Here is a 16,191-nt window from a genome sequence, read left to right on the forward strand (position 1 = left end):
TCCATGCCTCCCGCGCCTCGCCGGGTTACTCCCGCAACCCGAGCGCGCGCGGTCGAGGACCGGCCCGGTCGGCGGCTTCCGGGGGGAGCGGGTCGCCGACCGGGCCAGGTACCGGGGCGCGTTTCCTAGTGGCCGGTGCCGGTCAGATACGCGGAGACGACGACGTTCGCCGTGTAGCTGCGGCTCGTCCGGTCGAAGGTGCCGCCGCAGGTGATCAGCCGCAGTTCGGCCCGTCCCGGCGTGCGCTGTCCGTAGGCCCTTCGGGCGTCGAAGCGGTCGCGGGTGAGGACCTGGACGTCGTCGACGGTGAACTCGGCGACCTTGCCGTCGTCGCGGACCACCCGGACTCTCTCGCCGGGCTTGAGGGCGCTGAGCTTGTAGAAGACCGCGCGCCGGGTCGCGGTGTCGACGTGGCCCACCATCAGCGCGGTCCCGGCGGCCCCCGGTTTCGCGCCGGCCGCGTACCAGCCGACGACCCCGGGCTGGTCGAAGGGCGGCGGGTCCGGGGCGCCCCGCGCGTCCAGGCCACGGGCCACCACCGGCGCCTGCACGCCGAGATCCGGGATGTCCAGGCGCTGCGGTCGCGCCTGCCTCAACGGCCTTGCCGGGGGCGGGAGTTCGAGGTCCGGTGGGCGGCCGACGGCGGCCACGTCACCCGTGGTCGGTGCGGACCCGCCGTGCCGCAGGTCGCTCACCTCTCGGCCCCACAGCCACAGCCCGAGCAGCAGCATGGCCCAGGCCACGCCGGTCAGCAGGCGTCCGCTGCCGGACACACGGTCCCCTCCCGCGGGTTCGCCGCCCTGGTCCGAGAAGCGGTCGGACATCGCCGGTCAGTCCGTCCTGCGGCTCCGGCGGCTGCTCCGCAGCACGACGGCCACAGCCGCGACCCCGGCGAGCACCAGACCGGTCACCGCGTGCCCGGTGCCGGGGCCGGTGGCGCGGGGCTGCATGGCGGAGAGGTGGGTGGCGGTCCAGCCGCCGCCCGCGTTCACGGGTGCGGCGGGGGACGCGGGGGCGGTGGGGGTGGCGCTCTTGTCCGCGACGACCGTGATCCTGCCCTTCACCTCGAAGTCGGCGCAGGTGATCTTCACGTCGTACGAGCCGGGCGCGATCGAGGAGCGGACGCGGGTCTCGCCGGCGAGGCTGCCGCCGGCCCCCGTCAACCGGGCGTCCGCGACGAACGCGGCCGAGGCGGCGGTGGCCGTCTTCCCCGCGCAGCCGGTGACCCGCAGGGCGAGGTCGGCGCCGGGCGCGGGGGACGACGGGGTCACCGAGACGCTGCCGCCGTTCGCGGCCTGAGCGACCGGGGTGAAGGCGGCGACGGCCAGGACCGCCGTACAGAGAGTGAGACGTAGGGAACCCATCGTGAACCTCCAGGTATCTGGAGAATCCCCCGGGGAGCCCGGTTCCGCATCCCGGGGCGGTCCGGTACTGCTCCACTCGGGTCGCGGTGTCCGGGGGCCGCGGTGTGGGGAGGTGACCGCGGGTCGAGATGCCCTGGCACGGCCGTTGCCGCTGTGGGGCGACTGCATAGCATGGGTCGTCTCACACGTACGCATGCACCAGGAGCCCGCGCCCATGACTGATCGCAAGCCCATCGAATCGTGGCTCACCGACATGGACGGGGTGCTGATGCACGAGGGCGTCCCGGTGCCGGGCGCGGACGCCTTCATCAAGAAGCTGCGGGATTCGGGGCGCCCGTTTCTGGTGCTGACGAACAACTCGATCTACACCGCGCGTGATCTGCACGCCCGGCTGAACCGGATCGGCCTGGACGTCCCGGCGGAGAACATCTGGACCTCCGCCCTGGCCACGGCGACTTTTCTGGACAACCAGCATCCCGGCGGAACCGCCTATGTGATCGGGGAGGCGGGCCTGACCACGGCGCTGCACGACGCCGGGTACGTGTTGACCGACTCCGACCCCGACTTCGTGATCCTGGGCGAGACCCGCACGTACTCCTTCGAGGCGTTGACCAAGGCCATCCGGCTGATCAACAACGGCGCCCGTTTCATCGCCACCAACCCCGACAACACCGGCCCCTCCCCCGAGGGCGCGCTTCCGGCGACCGGGTCCGTCGCCGCACTGATCACCAAGGCGACCGGCAAGGAGCCGTACTTCGTCGGCAAGCCCAACCCGCTGATGATGCGGACCGCGCTGAACACCATCGGCGCGCACTCGGAGACCAGCGCGATGATCGGCGACCGTATGGACACGGACGTCCTGGCCGGGCTGGAGGCCGGGATGGAGACCTTCCTCGTGCTGACCGGGCTGACGAGCAGGGCCGACGTCGACCGGTACCCGTACCGGCCGACGAAGGTCGTGGACTCCATCGCGGACCTGGTGGACCGCGTCTGACGGCCGCGTCTGACGGTCGCGTCCCCTCGGTGCGGAGGGTGTCGCGGCCGGGTCAGCGGCGCCTCCGTGCCAGCAGGATCGCGCTGCCGGTGACGAGGAGGGCGACGGTGGCGGCCATCGCGACGCCGGACGCGCCGAGGCCGGTGCGGGCGAGTTCGTCGGCGAAGGGCAGCGGGGCGTCACTGGTTCCGGGGGCCGGGGTGCGGTCCGGTTCGATGTCGATGCCGAACCGGTAGTCGTTCGACTGGCCGACCCAGTCCCCGTCGTCCGTGTGGCGCTGTACGACGGCCGCGGCGGCGGTGACACCGTTCGGTACGGCGTCCGCGGTGATGCCGAGCCGGACCTTCACGGTGAGTGTCCTGCCGGCGGCGACGGTGAAGCCGGGGAAGCCGTCGTCGAAGGCGCCGACGAGTTCGTGCGCGTCGGTCTCCTCGAAGCGGACGGGGTGGGGGCGGGCGCCGTCGTAGAACTCCAGACGGGCCTGGGACGGTTCGAGTGCGCTCTTGTCGTCGACGAGGACGACGACGGGGTGGATGTCCGTGCGAGTGCGGCCGGTGGTGTTGGTGAGGTCCAGGTACCAGGTGCCGGGGCCGCCGCCGGCGGCGTAGGTGTCCGGGCCGCCGTGGATCCGGGTGGTGATCGGGAATCCGTGCCCGTCGGGGCCGGGTTCGGCGTGCGCGCGCGGCATGGGCGCGGTGAGGAGGGCGGCTGCCGCTGCGAGGCTGACGTTGACAGGCGTACACAGTCGCATGAACACATGACCATGCTGGACGGGGGCGGCCTGACAGCGCCGCCATTCCGCTCGGCCCCCTCGAACGGCCCCGGAGACCCCCCGATCGGCCGACCGCCGCAGTTCCCTTCCCCTCAGCCGTCGGGCCTCCCGAACAAGGGACCCAGCAGCAGCTGGGCCGCCCCCTGCGCGACCGCGCGAGCACCGCCGGGCGCGAGCCGTACCGGTACGGCGTGCTCGCCCCGGGCGCGCTCCGCCAGTGCGGCGGCGACACCCCGTACGAACACGTCCGGTGTCGCGGTGACGGTACGGCCGCCCAGCAGTACGAGGTCGATGTCCAGCAGGCCGACGAGGTTCGCGGCACCCGCGCCCAGCACCCGGGCCGCCTCCTCCGCGTCCTGACGGGTCATCGCGCCCAGGCACAGCGCCTCGATGCACCCCCGGTTCCCGCAGGTGCACGGCGGCCCGTCCAGCTGCACGACCTGGTGCCCGAACTCCCCCGCCCCCGTCCGGCCCCCCCGGTGGACCGCCCCGCCGATCACGAGTCCGGCACCCAGCCCCGTGCCGAGGTGCAGATAGGCGAAGGAACCGCCGCCGCCCTCGCCGGCCGCCGCCAGTCCCAGCGCCGCCGCGTTCGTGTCCTTGTCCACCACGACCGGCACCCCCAGCCTGCGCTGCAGCACCTCGCGGAGGGGGAAGCCGTCCCACTCGGGAAACCCCGTCACCCGGTGCAGGACGCCCCGCGCATGGTCGAGCGGCCCGGGCAGGGCGACACCGACGCCGAGCAGGGAAGGAATCTCGCGGAGGGCGGCACCCCCGGCGAAGGTCCCGCCGAGCACCTCTTCGACCGCCTGCCCGACCTCCCCCACGACGGCTTCGGCGCCCGCCCCCAGATCCAGCGGAGCACACCGCTCCGCCACGACTGACCCGTCGAGGTCGACCACCAGCGCCCGCAGCGCGTCCCGGTCCAGGTGGACTCCCACCGCGTGGCCCGCCTCGGGGACCAGCCGCAGCACGGTTCGCGGTTTGCCGCCCGTGGAGGCGCGGCGGCCCGCCTGTGCCGCGAGGCCCTCGTCCCGCAGCCGTCCGGTGATCTTGCTGACGGCCTGCGGGGTCAGTCCCGTGCGCTCGGCGAGTTCCAGCCGGCTGATCCCCTCGGCGCCCGCCCGCCGGAGCAGGTCGAGCACGAGCGCGGCGTTGTGGCTGCGCAGGGCCAGGAGGTTGACGCCGCCGTTCGTCCTGTTCACGCGGACCATTGTCCTCGGCGCTTGCACTTTGGCAACACCGTTGCGAAAGTGGGAGGCATGACTGCTGCTGACCTCCGCGTGGGCCTCGTCGGCTACGGCCTCGCGGGCTCCGTCTTCCACGCCCCGCTGATCGCCGCCACCGAGGGCCTCACCCTCGACACGGTGGTCACCTCGAACCCCGAGCGCCAGGAACAGGCCCGCGCCGAGTTCCCGGGCGTCCGTACGGTCGCGGACGCCGACGAGCTGTTCGCGCGCGCGGCCGACCTGGACCTCGTCGTGATCGCGTCCCCCAACAAGACGCACGTCCCGCTCGCCACCACCGCCCTCGAGGCGGGCCTGCCGGTCGTGGTCGACAAGCCGATCGCCGGCACGGCGGCCGAGGCACGCGCACTGGCCGCCCTCGCCGAGGAGCGCGGGCTGCTCCTGTCCGTCTTCCAGAACCGGCGCTGGGACAACGACTTCCTGACCCTGCGCCGCCTCCTCGACGAGGGCGAACTGGGCGACGTGTGGCGGTTCGAGTCCCGTTTCGAGCGGTGGCGGCCGCAGCCGAAGGGCGGCTGGCGCGAGTCCGGTGACCCCGAAGAGATCGGAGGTCTCCTGTACGACCTCGGCAGCCACGTCGTCGACCAGGCCCTGTCCCTCTTCGGGCCCGCCGCCTCCGTGTACGCCGAGGCGGACATCCGCCGCCCGGGTGCCTCCGTCGACGACGACACGTTCCTCGCGATCACCCACGCGAACGGCGTCCGCTCCCATCTGTACATGTCCGCCACCACCGCCCAACTCGGCCCCCGTTTCCGGGTGCTGGGCTCGAAGGCGGGCTATGTGAAGTACGGCCTGGACCCGCAGGAGGCGGCGCTGCGGGACGGCGAGCGCCCCGGCACCTCGGCCGACTGGGGCCGGGAGCCCGAATCGGCGTGGGGCCGGCTCGGCTCCGGGGAGTCCCCCGCGACCGGCGGCGGCAGCCCCGTGCCCACCCTCCCCGGCGACTACCCGGCTTACTATGCGGCCGTGGCCAGGGCCCTCACCGAGGGCGGCACCAACCCGGTGACCGCGCTGGAGGCGGCCGCCGCCCTCGACGTACTGGAAGCGGCCCGCCGTTCGGCCCGCGACGAAGTGGCGGTGCAGCTGTGACGCACAACACCGGGCTGACCCCGAAGTTCCAGCCGGAACTCACCCCGCCCCTGGAGGAGCTGGAGGCGCAGGAACGCCGCCTGGTCTTCCGGCAGTTCACGTACGAGGACGCCTGGGCGCTGGGCTCACTCCTCGTCGAGCTGGCCCGGGAGCGGCAGGCTCCGGTCGCCATCGACATCCACCGCGGCGGCCAGCAGCTCTTCCATGCCGCCCTCCCCGGCTCGGCCCCGGACAACGACGCGTGGATCGACCGCAAGCGCCGGGTCGTCGAACGCTACGGATCCGCCTCCTACCTGGTCGGCGCCCGCTTCCGCGCCAAGGGCAGCACCTTCGAGGAGTCCTCGCGCCTGGACCCCGACGAGTACGCGGCCCACGGCGGCTCCTTCCCGGTCACGGTGGAGGGCGTGGGCGTCGTCGGCACGGTGACGGTGTCGGGGCTGCCCCAGCTCCAGGACCACCGTTTCGTCGTGGAGGCCCTGGAACAGTTCCTGGGCCCGGGGGACTGACGGGAAGATCCCGAGGCACCCGCCGGTTGACGCCCGTGACGGCACACCGACCGGAGGAGATCACCCGATGACCGCGAAGGACCTGAAGGAAGCCGTCGGACGGTACGGCATCTGGAACGGCGGCGGGCTGCGCTCGAAGGACCCGGACCGCCGCGGCGAAGTCGGCGAAGCCGCGGCCGAGTTGGAGGAGCTGGGCTACGGCGCGGTCTGGATCGGCGGCAACAGCGACGCCGACCACGCCGTCCCGCTGCTGGAGGCGACCTCCCGGATCGTCGTGGGCACCAGCATCCAGAGCATCTGGGAGCACGAGCCCGAGGTGGCCGCGGCCCGGTACACCGAGCTCGACAGGGCCCACCCCGGCCGCTTCGCCCAGGGCCTCGGTGTCAGTCACGCCAAGCTCGCGGACCAGTACCGCCGCCCGTACTCGGCGCTGGTCGCCTACCTGGACGCCCTCGACAAGGCCGGCGCCCCCGCGCACGGCCGCCTCCTGGCGGCGCTGGGCCCGAAGACACTGGAGCTCTCCCGGGACCGCGCGGCCGGCGCCATCCCGTACCTGGTGACCGCGGAGCAGACCGCCAAGGCCCGTGAGCTGCTGGGCGAAGTCCCGTTGCTGGCGCCGGAGTTGAAGGTCGTCCTCGAATCCGACCCGACGACGGCCCGCACCCTGGCCCGCAATTACCTGTCCATCTACCTGGGCCTTCCCAACTACACCAACAACTTCCTCCGCAACGGCTTCACGGAGGACGACATCAAGGACGGCGGCAGCGACCGTCTGGTCGACGCGGTCTTCGCCTGGGGGGACGAGACGGCGATCCGGGCCCGTGTCGACGACTTCCTCGATGCGGGCGCGGACCACGTGGCCCTGCAGATCGTGGACGGCGGCCCACGCCACGACCTCCCGAAGGATGCCTGGCGCAGGCTCGCGTCCCTACTGGCCTGACCGAACCGGGGACTGCGCGCGGAGCGGCTACGCGTCCTTGAACTCCTGCCGCTGGCGCCCGAGTCCGGCGATCTCCAGCTCCACGACGTCCCCTCCCCGGAGGAAGGGCTTGGGCTCGGGCGCGCCCAGCGCGACCCCGGCCGGAGTACCGGTGTTGATGACGTCACCGGGGTACAGGGTCATGAACTGGCTGACGTAGCGCACCACTTCGCCCACGGGGAAGATCTGCTCGGCGGTCGTGCCGTCCTGCTTCAGCTCCCCGTTGACCCACAGCTTCAGGGAGAGATCCTGGGGGTCGCCGACCTCGTCCGCGGTCACCAGCCAGGGGCCGAGAGGGTTGAACGTCTCGCAGTTCTTCCCCTTGTCCCAGGTCCCGCCCCGCTCGATCTGGAACTCCCGCTCGGACACGTCGTGCGCGACCGCGTACCCGGCGACATGCGCGAGCCCGTCCTCCGGGGACTCCAGGTACCGGGCGGTACGGCCGATCACGACCGCCAGCTCGACCTCCCAGTCGGTCTTCACCGACTTCCGCGGGACCAGGACCGTGTCGTGGGGACCGACCACGGTGTCGGCGGCCTTGAAGAAGATCACCGGCTCGGCGGGCGGCTCGGCGCCCGTCTCGCGGGCGTGGTCGTGGTAGTTCAGGCCGATGCAGACGATCTTCCCGATGCGCGCGACCGGCGGCCCGACCCGCAGCCCGGTGGCGTCCAGCGTGGGCAGTTCCCCGGCCTCCGCGGCCGCGCGGACCCGGCCGAGTGCCGCGTCGTCGGCGAGGAGCGTCCCGTCGATGTCGTCCACGACACCGGACAGGTCCCGCAGGACCCCGTCGGCGTCGAGCAGGGCGGGCGTCTCCGTTCCCGCCGTACCGACTCGCAGCAGCTTCATGATCACTGTCTCCCTAGATCGCGGGGTGCCGTCCGGCGGGTGCAGCCATCGGATGACTGGTCGATCCTCCAAGGTCGATGTCCGCTCCGCAATACCCGGTTCACGGACTGGACCGGTCAGCGGTAGAGGGCTGCCCTCTCCAGCGCGGCCCAGGTCGAACTGGTCACCACGTACAGCGCGGCCGCCAGAGGCACCACCGCCACGGTGAAGAGCGTGAAGAAGGACATGAAGGGCATGGCCTTGCTCATCACGCCCATCCCGGGCACAGGCTGCCCGTCCGTCACCGGCATGACCGGGTTCGTGGCCATCATCCGCTTCGTACGGCGGTAGTTGAAGGTCGCCACCACGATCACGAACGCGAAGAGACAGACGTACACGAGCCCCGCTCCCCCGAACGCTCCGCCATGACCGAGGGCGTCGGCCCAGCGGCCGCCGAGCGGGGCGGCGAACAGCTCGTGGCCGAGCAGTTCGTTCGCCTTTCCGCCGATCGTCGTGTTGGAGAAGAGGTGGTACAGCAGGAAGAACGCGGGCAGCTGGAAGAGTCCTGGCAGGCAGCCGGACATCGGTGACACCTTCTCCTCGGCGTGCAGGTCCAGCACCGCCTTCTGCAGTTTCTCGGGGCTGTCCTTGTGCTTCTTGCGCAGTTCGGCGATCTTCGGCTGGAGCCTGGTGCGGGCCTTCTGGCCGCGGGCGGCGGCGCGGGACAGGGGGTGCACGAGCAGTCGTACGAACGCGGTGAACAGGACGATCGCGGCGGCGGCCGCGGTGGCGCCGAAGAACGGCTGGAGCAGGTCGGCCAGGTCCTGGACCAGTCCTGCGAACACGGAGAAGACGGACATGGGTGAGCCCTCCGGGGGTCTCGTCGTGCCGGAAGTGACGAAGGCGGCATGACGACCCGCGCGGGGTGTCCTTACAGGAGTGGTCCCCTACGCGGCGGTCGCCGGGAGGGCGTGTCCGGGCGCTCGGGGGCGGGGGCGGCCCTTGGCGTCGGGGTCGCGTTGCGGGAGGAAGGCCGTGCGGCGGTCGCGGTCGCGGATGGCCGTACGGACCCGGGTGGGCGGTACGGCGGACGCGCAGCGCGAGGCGATGAGCGAGCAGGCGGCGAACGCGGAGCCGGCCGCGGCGGTGGCTGCCAGCGCGACGGCCGCGGAGAGGCTGCCGGTGTCGAGCAGGACGACGTCGAGAACGAGAAGCAGCAGCACGGCGGCGGGACGCACACTCGTCCAGCTGCGGATCATGGCGCCCCCTCTCGCTGCGGTCTCCTTCGGTTATACCCGATCGGCCGGGACCGGCCGCAAGCGAGGTCGGTCGCACCGCAGGGGGTCGCGACTCTCAGCGGGGCTGCGACTCTCAGCGGGGCCGCATCGAGGAGAGCCTGCCCCACACCACCAGCCGGTAGCGGGACGTGTATTCGGGGGTGCAGGTGGTGAGGGTGATGTAGTAGCCGGGGCTGGTGTAGCCGTAGGCGGGATGGACCGTCGAACGGGGGGTGCGGCGGATCACCCCCGAGTCGCGGGCCGAGGTCTGGCGGAGGGTCCTGTCCACGACGTACGTGTAGACCGCCGCCTCGGTCTCCACCTGGATGGTGTCCTTCGGGGCGAGCCGGTTGATGTACCGGAAGGGCTCGCCGTGGGTGTTGCGGTGCCCGGCGAGCGCGAAGTTCCCTGCCTGGCCCGGCTGTTGGGTGTTCCGGTAGTGGCCGACGTACCCCTTGTTGAGCACGCTCTGCTTGCCGACGCCCTCGGCGACGGGGACCCGGAGGTGGAGGCGGGGGATGGTGAGGACGGCGTACGACTGGGACCCTGCGGGGTTCGCGACGGTGCCGTCCGGGATGGTGACGCGGACGCTCGCCTCGCCCGCGGCCGGAGAGGAGGACGGGGACCCGGGCTCCGAAGACGCGGCCGTACCGGAGTCGGCGCCCCCACCGCGCCCCCACTCCCGCTCCAGCGCCTCGACCTTCCGCTGAGCGCCCTCCTTGGCCTCCCGGTTGGTCCACCACAGCTGGTGCACGACGAGCAACAGCAGCACGATCCCTACGGTGACCAGGAGTTCTCCCCCAGTCCACCACGCCCGTCGGCGACGCTCACGGCGGCGCCGGGTTCCGTGCTCCAGGACGACGACCCGCATGGCGTACGTCTCCCTCCACCGGGCCCGCACGATAGGGGCTCGGACGCCAAGTGGCCAGGCTTCCTGCCCGCCGAAGCCCGCCTGAGGACTCGCCTGTCAGCTCGCCAGGAGGGCCACCCAGAAGCCCGTCCGGAATGACCACCCCTTGTCATAACCGTTGGAGAAATAGAAAGCCCGATAGAAAGAAAGCGCTGTCACGCCTCTCGACAACCCCACCCACCACACCTGATGCTTCGTCTTGGCACGCGGGGGAGAGCTGGGCGAGCCACTTGGTTCTCACTGCTCGGCCGCTGTTGAGGGACAGCGGCCGAGCCCCACAATGAGGTGGAGAAGACAGCCATGATCCGACGCAGAACGCTGCTGACAGCCGCAGGAGGAACCCTCCTCGGCAGCGCCCTGGCCACCGGCACCGCCCGCGCGGACGCCACGATCGCCGTCACCCCGGGCACGTCGTACGGCACCTGGGAGGGCTGGGGGACCTCCCTGGCCTGGTGGGCGAACGTGTTCGGCGCCCGGGACGACTTCGCCGACATCTTCTTCACCACCAAGTCGACGTCCTACAACGGCACTTCGCTCCCCGGTCTCGGCCTGAACATCGCCCGCTACAACCTGGGCGCGAGCAGTTGGAACACCGTGAGCGGCTCGTCGATGGTCGCGTCGGCCAACATCCCCGCCTTCAAGCAGATCGAGGGCTACTGGCAGGACTGGAACAACGAGGACCCGACGTCGAGCGCCTGGGACTGGACGGCGGACGCCAACCAGCGGGCGATGCTGGTGAAGGCGACGTCCAGGGGCGCGACCTCGGAGCTCTTCGCGAACTCCCCGATGTGGTGGATGTGTTCCAACCACAACCCGTCGGGTGCCTCGGGCGGTGGCAACAACCTCCAGACCTGGAACTACCGCCAGCACGCCTCGCACCTGGCCGCGACCGCCCTGTACGCCAAGAACAACTGGGGCGTGAACTTCGCGACGGTCGACCCCTTCAACGAGCCCTCGTCGGCCTGGTGGACGGCGACCGGCACCCAGGAGGGCTGCCACATGGACTCGACGGTCCAGGCGGCCGTACTGCCGTACATGCGTAGCGAGTTGGACGCGCGCGGCCTGACGGGGACGAAGATCTCCGCGTCGGACGAGACGAGTTACGACCTCGCCCGCACCACCTGGAGCGCCTTCAGCTCGACGACGAAGGGGTATGTGAACCGGGTCAACGTCCACGGCTACCAGGGTTCGGGCGGCCGCCGTGACCTCCTGTACACGGACGTGGTGACGACGGCCGGCAAGGCCCTGTGGAACTCGGAGACCGGTGACAGCGACGGCACCGGCTACACCATGGCCTTCAACCTCCTCTACGACTTCCGCTGGCTGCACCCCACGGCCTGGGTCTACTGGCAGGTCATGGACCCGTCGTCGGGCTGGGCGATGATCGCGTACGACCAGTCCACCCTCCAGCCGACGGCGGTCCAGACGAAGTACTACGTCATGGCCCAGTTCGCCCGGCACATCCGCCCCGGGATGAAGATCATCGACACAGGTGTGAGCAACGCGGTCGCGGCCTACGACGCCTCGGCCAAGCGCCTTGTCATCGTCGCCCTGAACACCGCCACGTCGGCCCAGACCCTGACCTTCGACCTGTCGAAGTTCACCACGGTCACCGGCGGCTCCGGCGGCCTGGTCCCGCGCTGGAACACGGTGACGACGGGCGGCGACAAGTACGCGGCGTACTCCAACACCTACCTGAGCGGGAAGTCGGTGGCGGTGTCCTTCGCGGCGAAGTCCGTGCAGACGCTTCAGATCGACGGTGTGACGATCTGAGCCCGGTGGGCCCGGTGCGGCCGGGTTCCGGACGCCGTCGACGTGCCGTCCGGGCCCTGGCCTGCACCTCTCTCCCCCCATGTCACTGATCGGCAGTACGGTGTCATCCATGCGCCCCGACACGCCTGCCGAGAACGTCGACCACAACGCCGAAGCGGCACGCCTGGAGCGGACCGCCGACCGGTATCCCGAGGACGCCGAAGCCCTGCTCGTGCAGGCCGCGGCCCATCTGGAGCTGGCCGGCGACCGCCCATCGGCGACCACCCTCTACGACCGCCTGCTGACCGCACAGGCCGGCTTGGAGAACCCGTTTCTCGTCCGTGCCCTGAAGGCCGCGAACCTCTGGGAGTACGGCCATGAGGCCGAGGCCCGCGCGATCATCGAGGGCGTCCGCGCGGCGGCGCCCCGGGACCCGGCTCCCTGGGTGATCGTGGCGGAGGCCCTGGAGGCCCACGACGAGCTGGAGCAGGCGCACGAGACGTTCACGGAAGGGGCGCGGGTGCTCCTGACGGACGTGGCGGAGCCGCCGTACTCCACCCACCCGCTGCTCTTCGGACGCCACCGTGTCCGGCGGATGCTGAACGCCGCCCACGACGAGTGGGACATGCTGGCCGACACCCTGCACTCGTCGTCGGGCTCGCCGGTCCCGCTGGACGAACTCCACGACCCCAAGCGCGTGTGGTCCCTCGGCTCCGACAACCCGGCGGAGCTGCAGGCGGAGATCTCCCGACTGCGGGCCGAACTCGGCACGTTCAGGGAGGCGCTGTCCCGCCCCTTCCCGGTGGCGGTCCTGCACTGGCCTGCTTCCGAACTGTCCGAACTGGTGGGCGGCTACCCGTCGTTGTCGTCCGAGTACCCCTCCCACGAGGAGCACCTGGCGACCATAGAGGCCTCCCTGCGCGAACTGTCCGCCTCCGGCACGGCGAACCTGGGCATCGTGACGGGCACGGTCCCCTCGTACGAGGCGTTCGCGGCGTCGGAGGGTTCGTCCCCGGCGGACACGACCCTGCTCCCCCAGTACGCGACGACCCTGGCGGCTCGGGGCCGTGCGGTGGAGTGGCCGCCGCAGCGGGGGACGGCGTGCTGGTGCGGTTCGGGGCGCGTCTACGGGGAGTGCCACGGGGAGTGAGCGCCTGGGCGGGCCCGAGGAACTGCTGGTCGGTTCCTCGGGCCCCTTCTTTTGTCCGGCCTACTCGCTCAGCCACTCCGTGGTGTTGAGGGCGAGGGCGGCGTTGGTGGCGCCGGTGTCGTTCCAGCCGTCGTAGAGGGTGTTGCCGGACTGGCCGGTGCCGTCGTCGATGGGTGAACTGTCGCCCCAGAAGGCGACCTTGCCGCTGCCGAAGGTGCTGGTGAGGAAGAAGGCACCGGTGTTGCCGGAGTAACCGGTGCGGTAGAGCAGGCCCTTGACACCGGAGTTGTCGGCGGGCTTGAGGGTGGCCGTGGTGCCGCTGGCGATGAGGCTCTTGGTGACGGCACCGAAGGAGCCGTGCAGGACGGGGTCGCTGCTGTCGCTGATGGCGCTCGGGTAGTCGGAGCTGATGTTCAGCGAGTCGATGGAGAAGCCGAACGGGTCGGTGGAGTCGACGCTGTTGTTGGTCATCAGGTCGTTGAGGATCGCCACCGCGTCCTTGCCGTCGTTGTTCCGGTCGGAACCGGTGTGATCGGAGATCATGAACAGCCCTCCGCCGTTCTTCACGAAGTTCATGAGCGCGGTCTTCTCGGCGGTCGTGAAGAGCACGTTGGGCTCGGGCAGCACGAGCGTGTCGAAGTTGGAGAGGTCGGTGGCCGCGGTGCCGCCGTAGGTCAGGGCGCTGGTCGAGGTCTTGAGGCTGTAGGAGCCGGTCTTCTGGAGGGCGACGCCCCAGGAGGACAGCGCCCCGGTCCAGTCGGTCTCCTTGGAGGGCGAGGCGTTCTGCCCGGTGGGGTCGGGCTGGCTGGTCGAGATGATCCAGTCGGCGTTGCCGGCCGTCTCGGCGTGCCCGTTGTCGAAGAGCACACGGTGAGTGGTGGCAGCGGCGGCGGGGGCGGCCGCCTGAAGGGTGGCACCGGCGGCCAGCAGGCCGAGGACGGTGAGGGCGGTGGTGAAGCGGCGGGGGGTGGTGGTACCGATGCCGAGCATCGCGTGAACCTCCGTGTGGGGGGGCGAGTTGGGAGTACGGAACGCCGGTGCGGGGGCCGGTTCTTCGCGCGTAGAACAGTGAACGGACTATTGACATGTCCACCGCTCAACACAGGCAGGACGGTACACAGAAGATCGCGGGGGGCGGCAGAGTCCCTGGGCGGTTCACGTAGATCTCTTACGCGGGGGTACGGCGGCGTGGGACGACCACTGAAGGTTCTCGCTCCTCCAAGGCGGCCGCCCGCTAGACACTGGACGGGGTGAGCGGATCGGCCTCGTCCTGGTCGGCGCGGTGGCCGTCGCGGAACGCGGTGGCGTACGCGTCGTCGCCGAGGGCGCGCCGGGCCTGCTGCTCGCAGGAGTCCCGGGCGGCGGTCCATTCGGTGACCCCGATCTGCGGGTGGCCGAGGGTGTCCCACAACTGTTGTGCCAGGCCGAGCAGATGGGCGGTGTCCCGGGCGCGACCGTCCGCCGCCGCCGCCGCGGCGAGCACGTCCAGGGCCATGGCCATGCCCAGCCGGTCCCGCAGCCGCCGCTTGACGACCCAGGACGCCCGGGCATGGGCGAGCGCCGTCGCGGGGCGGCCGCGTGCCAGCTCGGCCCGTGCGCACATGAAGTCGCCGTAGGCGCGCAGCCATTGCTCGCCATGCCGGTCGCAGTCGGCGCGCATGTGGTCGAGCAGGACAACGGCCTCGTCGACGCGGCCTTCCATGATGTGCGCCTGGGCACGCACGAGTGCGGCCGCCAGCGGGGGATGGACCAGCGGGTCGCACCGGTGCCGGTCGAGGACACCCTGCGCCAGGGGAACGGCCCGGACGGCGTCGCCGCACATGACGGCGGAGAGCGCTTCGATGGAACGCGCGCGCTCGGCCCCCTCGACGTCGCCGAACCGGGCGGCCGTCGCGGCCATCTCGGGGGCCCGGGCGCCGGCTTCGCGAGGATCACCGAGAGTGACGAGGACCAAAGCCTCGGCCCACAGCGCTTTGAGTCGCTCCGGGGACGGCTCACTGTCCGCGGCCAGGGCCCGCCGCAGGTAGTGCTGGCCCTCCTTGTCGAATCCGCACGCGTGCCAGAAGAACCACAGGTTTCCCGACAGCTCCAGCGCGTTGTGCCCCTCGGGCCGGACCAGGGCGAACTCCAGGGCGGTGCGCAGGTTGTCGTGCTCGTCCGTCGCACGGTTCTGCAACGCGACCTGCCCTGGTCCGAGCCAGGCGGCGTCCGCCCGGCGGGCGAACGCCCGGTAGTACGCGAGGTGCCGGCGCCGCAGCTGTTCCTCCTCTCCCAACTCACTCAGCCAGTACGCGCCGTACTCACGCAGCGTGTCCAGCATCCGGAACCGCTCCGTACCGTCGGAGGTCGGCTGCCACGTGGCGAGGGAGTTGTCCATGAGCGCGCCGAGGATCCGCGGGATGTGCTCTTGGGGCAGGTGCTCGTCGGAGCACACCGCCACGGCCGCCTCGGTGTCGAAGCTTCCGGCGAAGACCGACAGCCGCGCCCACAGCAGCCGTTCGGCCGGCGTGCACAGTTCGTGGCTCCAGCCGATCGCGGTGCGCAGCGCCCGGTGCCAGGGCGGATCCGCCTCCGCCGTCCCGTCGGCCGTGTGCAGGACCTCGAAGCGGTCCGCGAGACGCCCGGCCAGTTCGGCCACGGGGGTCTCGGCCAGCCGCGCCGCGGCGAGCTCGATGGCCAGCGGCAGCCCGTCGAGGAGCCGGCACAGGTGCGCCACATGGGCCGCGTTGGCGGCGGACACGGTGAAACCGGGCACGGCGTCGGCGGCCCGCTGGGCCAGCAGCGTCACCGCCGCCGAGTCGGCCGTGTCGTCGTCGCGGCGGGGCACCGGCAACGGGTCGACGGTGAAGGCCTCTTCCACCATCAGTCCCAGCCGTCGGCGGCTGGTGGCCAGGATGCGCAGTCCCGGCGCGGCCCGCAGCAGCACTTCGGCGGCCATCGCGCAGGCATCCGTGAGATGTTCACAGGTGTCGAGCACCAGCAGCACGTCCCGGTCGGCCAGGTACTCCGCCACGACGTCGATCATGGGGCGGGTGGTCTGGTCGGCCAGCGGCAGCGCCTCCGCGATCGCGTGGGCCACCAGAGCCCCTTCCCGCACCCCGGACAGCTCCACCCACCACACTCCGCCGGTGAATCCGGGCTGTTGGTGAAGCGCCGTGCCCAGGGCCAGGCGGGTCTTGCCCACCCCTCCCACGCCGGTCAGCGTCACCAGCCGCGAACGCCGGCACAGCCGCGCCAGCTGGGCCAGCTCCGAGTGGCGCCCGACCAGCGTGGTGGTCCGCGTCGGCAGGTTCCCCAGTTGCTGCCCGGACTGTGTCATGGCCGTA

The 16,191-nt window shown here is 71.5% G+C and carries 15 protein-coding genes and 1 pseudogene; 6 read left to right on the forward strand and 10 right to left on the reverse strand.

All coding sequences use genetic code 11. The features are described from left to right. Positions 1 to 125 precede the first annotated feature (125 nt). Together OHT57_RS19540 and OHT57_RS19545 are read right to left on the reverse strand one after the other, a co-directional pair. Entirely contained in the window at positions 126 to 824 is a 699-nt protein-coding gene (locus tag OHT57_RS19540) for a class F sortase (RefSeq protein ID WP_328747737.1), read from the reverse strand. 6 nt (positions 825 to 830) lie between these two features. After that, positions 831 to 1,364 (reverse strand): hypothetical protein, encoded by a 534-nt coding sequence (locus OHT57_RS19545; protein WP_328747738.1) that lies wholly within the window; start codon positions 1,362 to 1,364, stop codon positions 831 to 833. Positions 1,365 to 1,578: 214 nt separating this feature from the next. Here OHT57_RS19545 and OHT57_RS19550 point away from each other — a divergent pair, with 214 nt between their 5' ends. Further along, positions 1,579 to 2,358 carry an HAD-IIA family hydrolase gene (locus OHT57_RS19550; RefSeq protein ID WP_328747739.1) on the forward strand — a complete coding sequence of 260 codons (780 nt, stop codon included), beginning with the start codon at positions 1,579 to 1,581 and terminating at the stop codon, positions 2,356 to 2,358. Between the two features lie 52 nt (positions 2,359 to 2,410). Here OHT57_RS19550 and OHT57_RS19555 read toward each other — a convergent pair whose 3' ends face one another. Together OHT57_RS19555 and OHT57_RS19560 are read right to left on the reverse strand one after the other, a co-directional pair. Continuing rightward, positions 2,411 to 3,109 carry a hypothetical protein gene (locus OHT57_RS19555; RefSeq protein ID WP_328753249.1) on the reverse strand — a complete coding sequence of 233 codons (699 nt, stop codon included), beginning with the start codon at positions 3,107 to 3,109 and terminating at the stop codon, positions 2,411 to 2,413. 113 nt (positions 3,110 to 3,222) lie between these two features. After that, complete coding sequence (locus OHT57_RS19560) at positions 3,223 to 4,344, reverse strand: ROK family transcriptional regulator (RefSeq protein ID WP_443053465.1); 1,122 nt, start codon at positions 4,342 to 4,344, stop codon at positions 3,223 to 3,225. Positions 4,345 to 4,392: 48 nt separating this feature from the next. Here OHT57_RS19560 and OHT57_RS19565 point away from each other — a divergent pair, with 48 nt between their 5' ends. From OHT57_RS19565 to OHT57_RS19575, 3 genes are all read left to right on the forward strand, one after another. Continuing rightward, positions 4,393 to 5,466, forward strand: a complete 1,074-nt coding sequence (locus tag OHT57_RS19565; protein ID WP_328747741.1) for a Gfo/Idh/MocA family protein — start codon at positions 4,393 to 4,395, stop codon at positions 5,464 to 5,466. After that, the gene (locus OHT57_RS19570; protein WP_328747742.1) at positions 5,463 to 5,972 is read left to right on the forward strand and encodes a heme-degrading domain-containing protein; all 510 of its coding nucleotides are present in this window, start codon (positions 5,463 to 5,465) and stop codon (positions 5,970 to 5,972) included. Before OHT57_RS19565 ends, OHT57_RS19570 begins: the two co-directional genes overlap by 4 nt. 67 nt (positions 5,973 to 6,039) lie before the next feature. Then, positions 6,040 to 6,912 carry an LLM class F420-dependent oxidoreductase gene (locus OHT57_RS19575; protein WP_328747743.1) on the forward strand — a complete coding sequence of 291 codons (873 nt, stop codon included), beginning with the start codon at positions 6,040 to 6,042 and terminating at the stop codon, positions 6,910 to 6,912. A 27-nt stretch (positions 6,913 to 6,939) separates the two neighbouring features. On the opposite strand, the gene OHT57_RS19580 is transcribed toward OHT57_RS19575, so the two are convergent. From OHT57_RS19580 to OHT57_RS19595, 4 genes are all read right to left on the reverse strand, one after another. Continuing rightward, a complete protein-coding gene (locus tag OHT57_RS19580) occupies positions 6,940 to 7,797 on the reverse strand; it encodes a fumarylacetoacetate hydrolase family protein (RefSeq protein ID WP_328747744.1) in 858 nt (285 codons plus the stop codon). Positions 7,798 to 7,913: 116 nt separating this feature from the next. Beyond that, entirely contained in the window at positions 7,914 to 8,636 is a 723-nt protein-coding gene (locus OHT57_RS19585; RefSeq protein WP_328747745.1) for a YidC/Oxa1 family membrane protein insertase, read from the reverse strand. Positions 8,637 to 8,723: 87 nt separating this feature from the next. Further along, positions 8,724 to 9,035, reverse strand: a complete 312-nt coding sequence (locus OHT57_RS19590; protein ID WP_328747746.1) for a DUF6412 domain-containing protein — start codon at positions 9,033 to 9,035, stop codon at positions 8,724 to 8,726. A 112-nt stretch (positions 9,036 to 9,147) separates the two neighbouring features. Continuing rightward, positions 9,148 to 9,924 carry a class E sortase gene (locus OHT57_RS19595; protein WP_328747747.1) on the reverse strand — a complete coding sequence of 259 codons (777 nt, stop codon included), beginning with the start codon at positions 9,922 to 9,924 and terminating at the stop codon, positions 9,148 to 9,150. A gap of 339 nt (positions 9,925 to 10,263) precedes the next feature. Here OHT57_RS19595 and OHT57_RS19600 point away from each other — a divergent pair, with 339 nt between their 5' ends. After that, entirely contained in the window at positions 10,264 to 11,736 is a 1,473-nt protein-coding gene (locus tag OHT57_RS19600) for a beta-1,6-galactanase (protein ID WP_328747748.1), read from the forward strand. 109 nt (positions 11,737 to 11,845) lie between these two features. Then, positions 11,846 to 12,865, forward strand: coding sequence for an SEC-C domain-containing protein (locus tag OHT57_RS19605; RefSeq protein WP_328747749.1), 1,020 nt, complete (start codon positions 11,846 to 11,848; stop codon positions 12,863 to 12,865). A 66-nt stretch (positions 12,866 to 12,931) separates the two neighbouring features. Here the strand turns inward: OHT57_RS19605 and OHT57_RS19610 are convergent. Continuing rightward, a pseudogene (locus tag OHT57_RS19610) lies at positions 12,932 to 13,855 on the reverse strand (hydrolase); the annotation flags it as partial. Between the two features lie 244 nt (positions 13,856 to 14,099). Beyond that, positions 14,100 to 16,184, reverse strand: a complete 2,085-nt coding sequence (locus tag OHT57_RS19615) for an ATP-binding protein (protein WP_328747750.1) — start codon at positions 16,182 to 16,184, stop codon at positions 14,100 to 14,102. Positions 16,185 to 16,191: the final 7 nt, after the last annotated feature.

It is taken from the genome of Streptomyces sp. NBC_00285 (assembly GCF_036174265.1).
Lineage (GTDB): Bacteria > Actinomycetota > Actinomycetes > Streptomycetales > Streptomycetaceae > Streptomyces.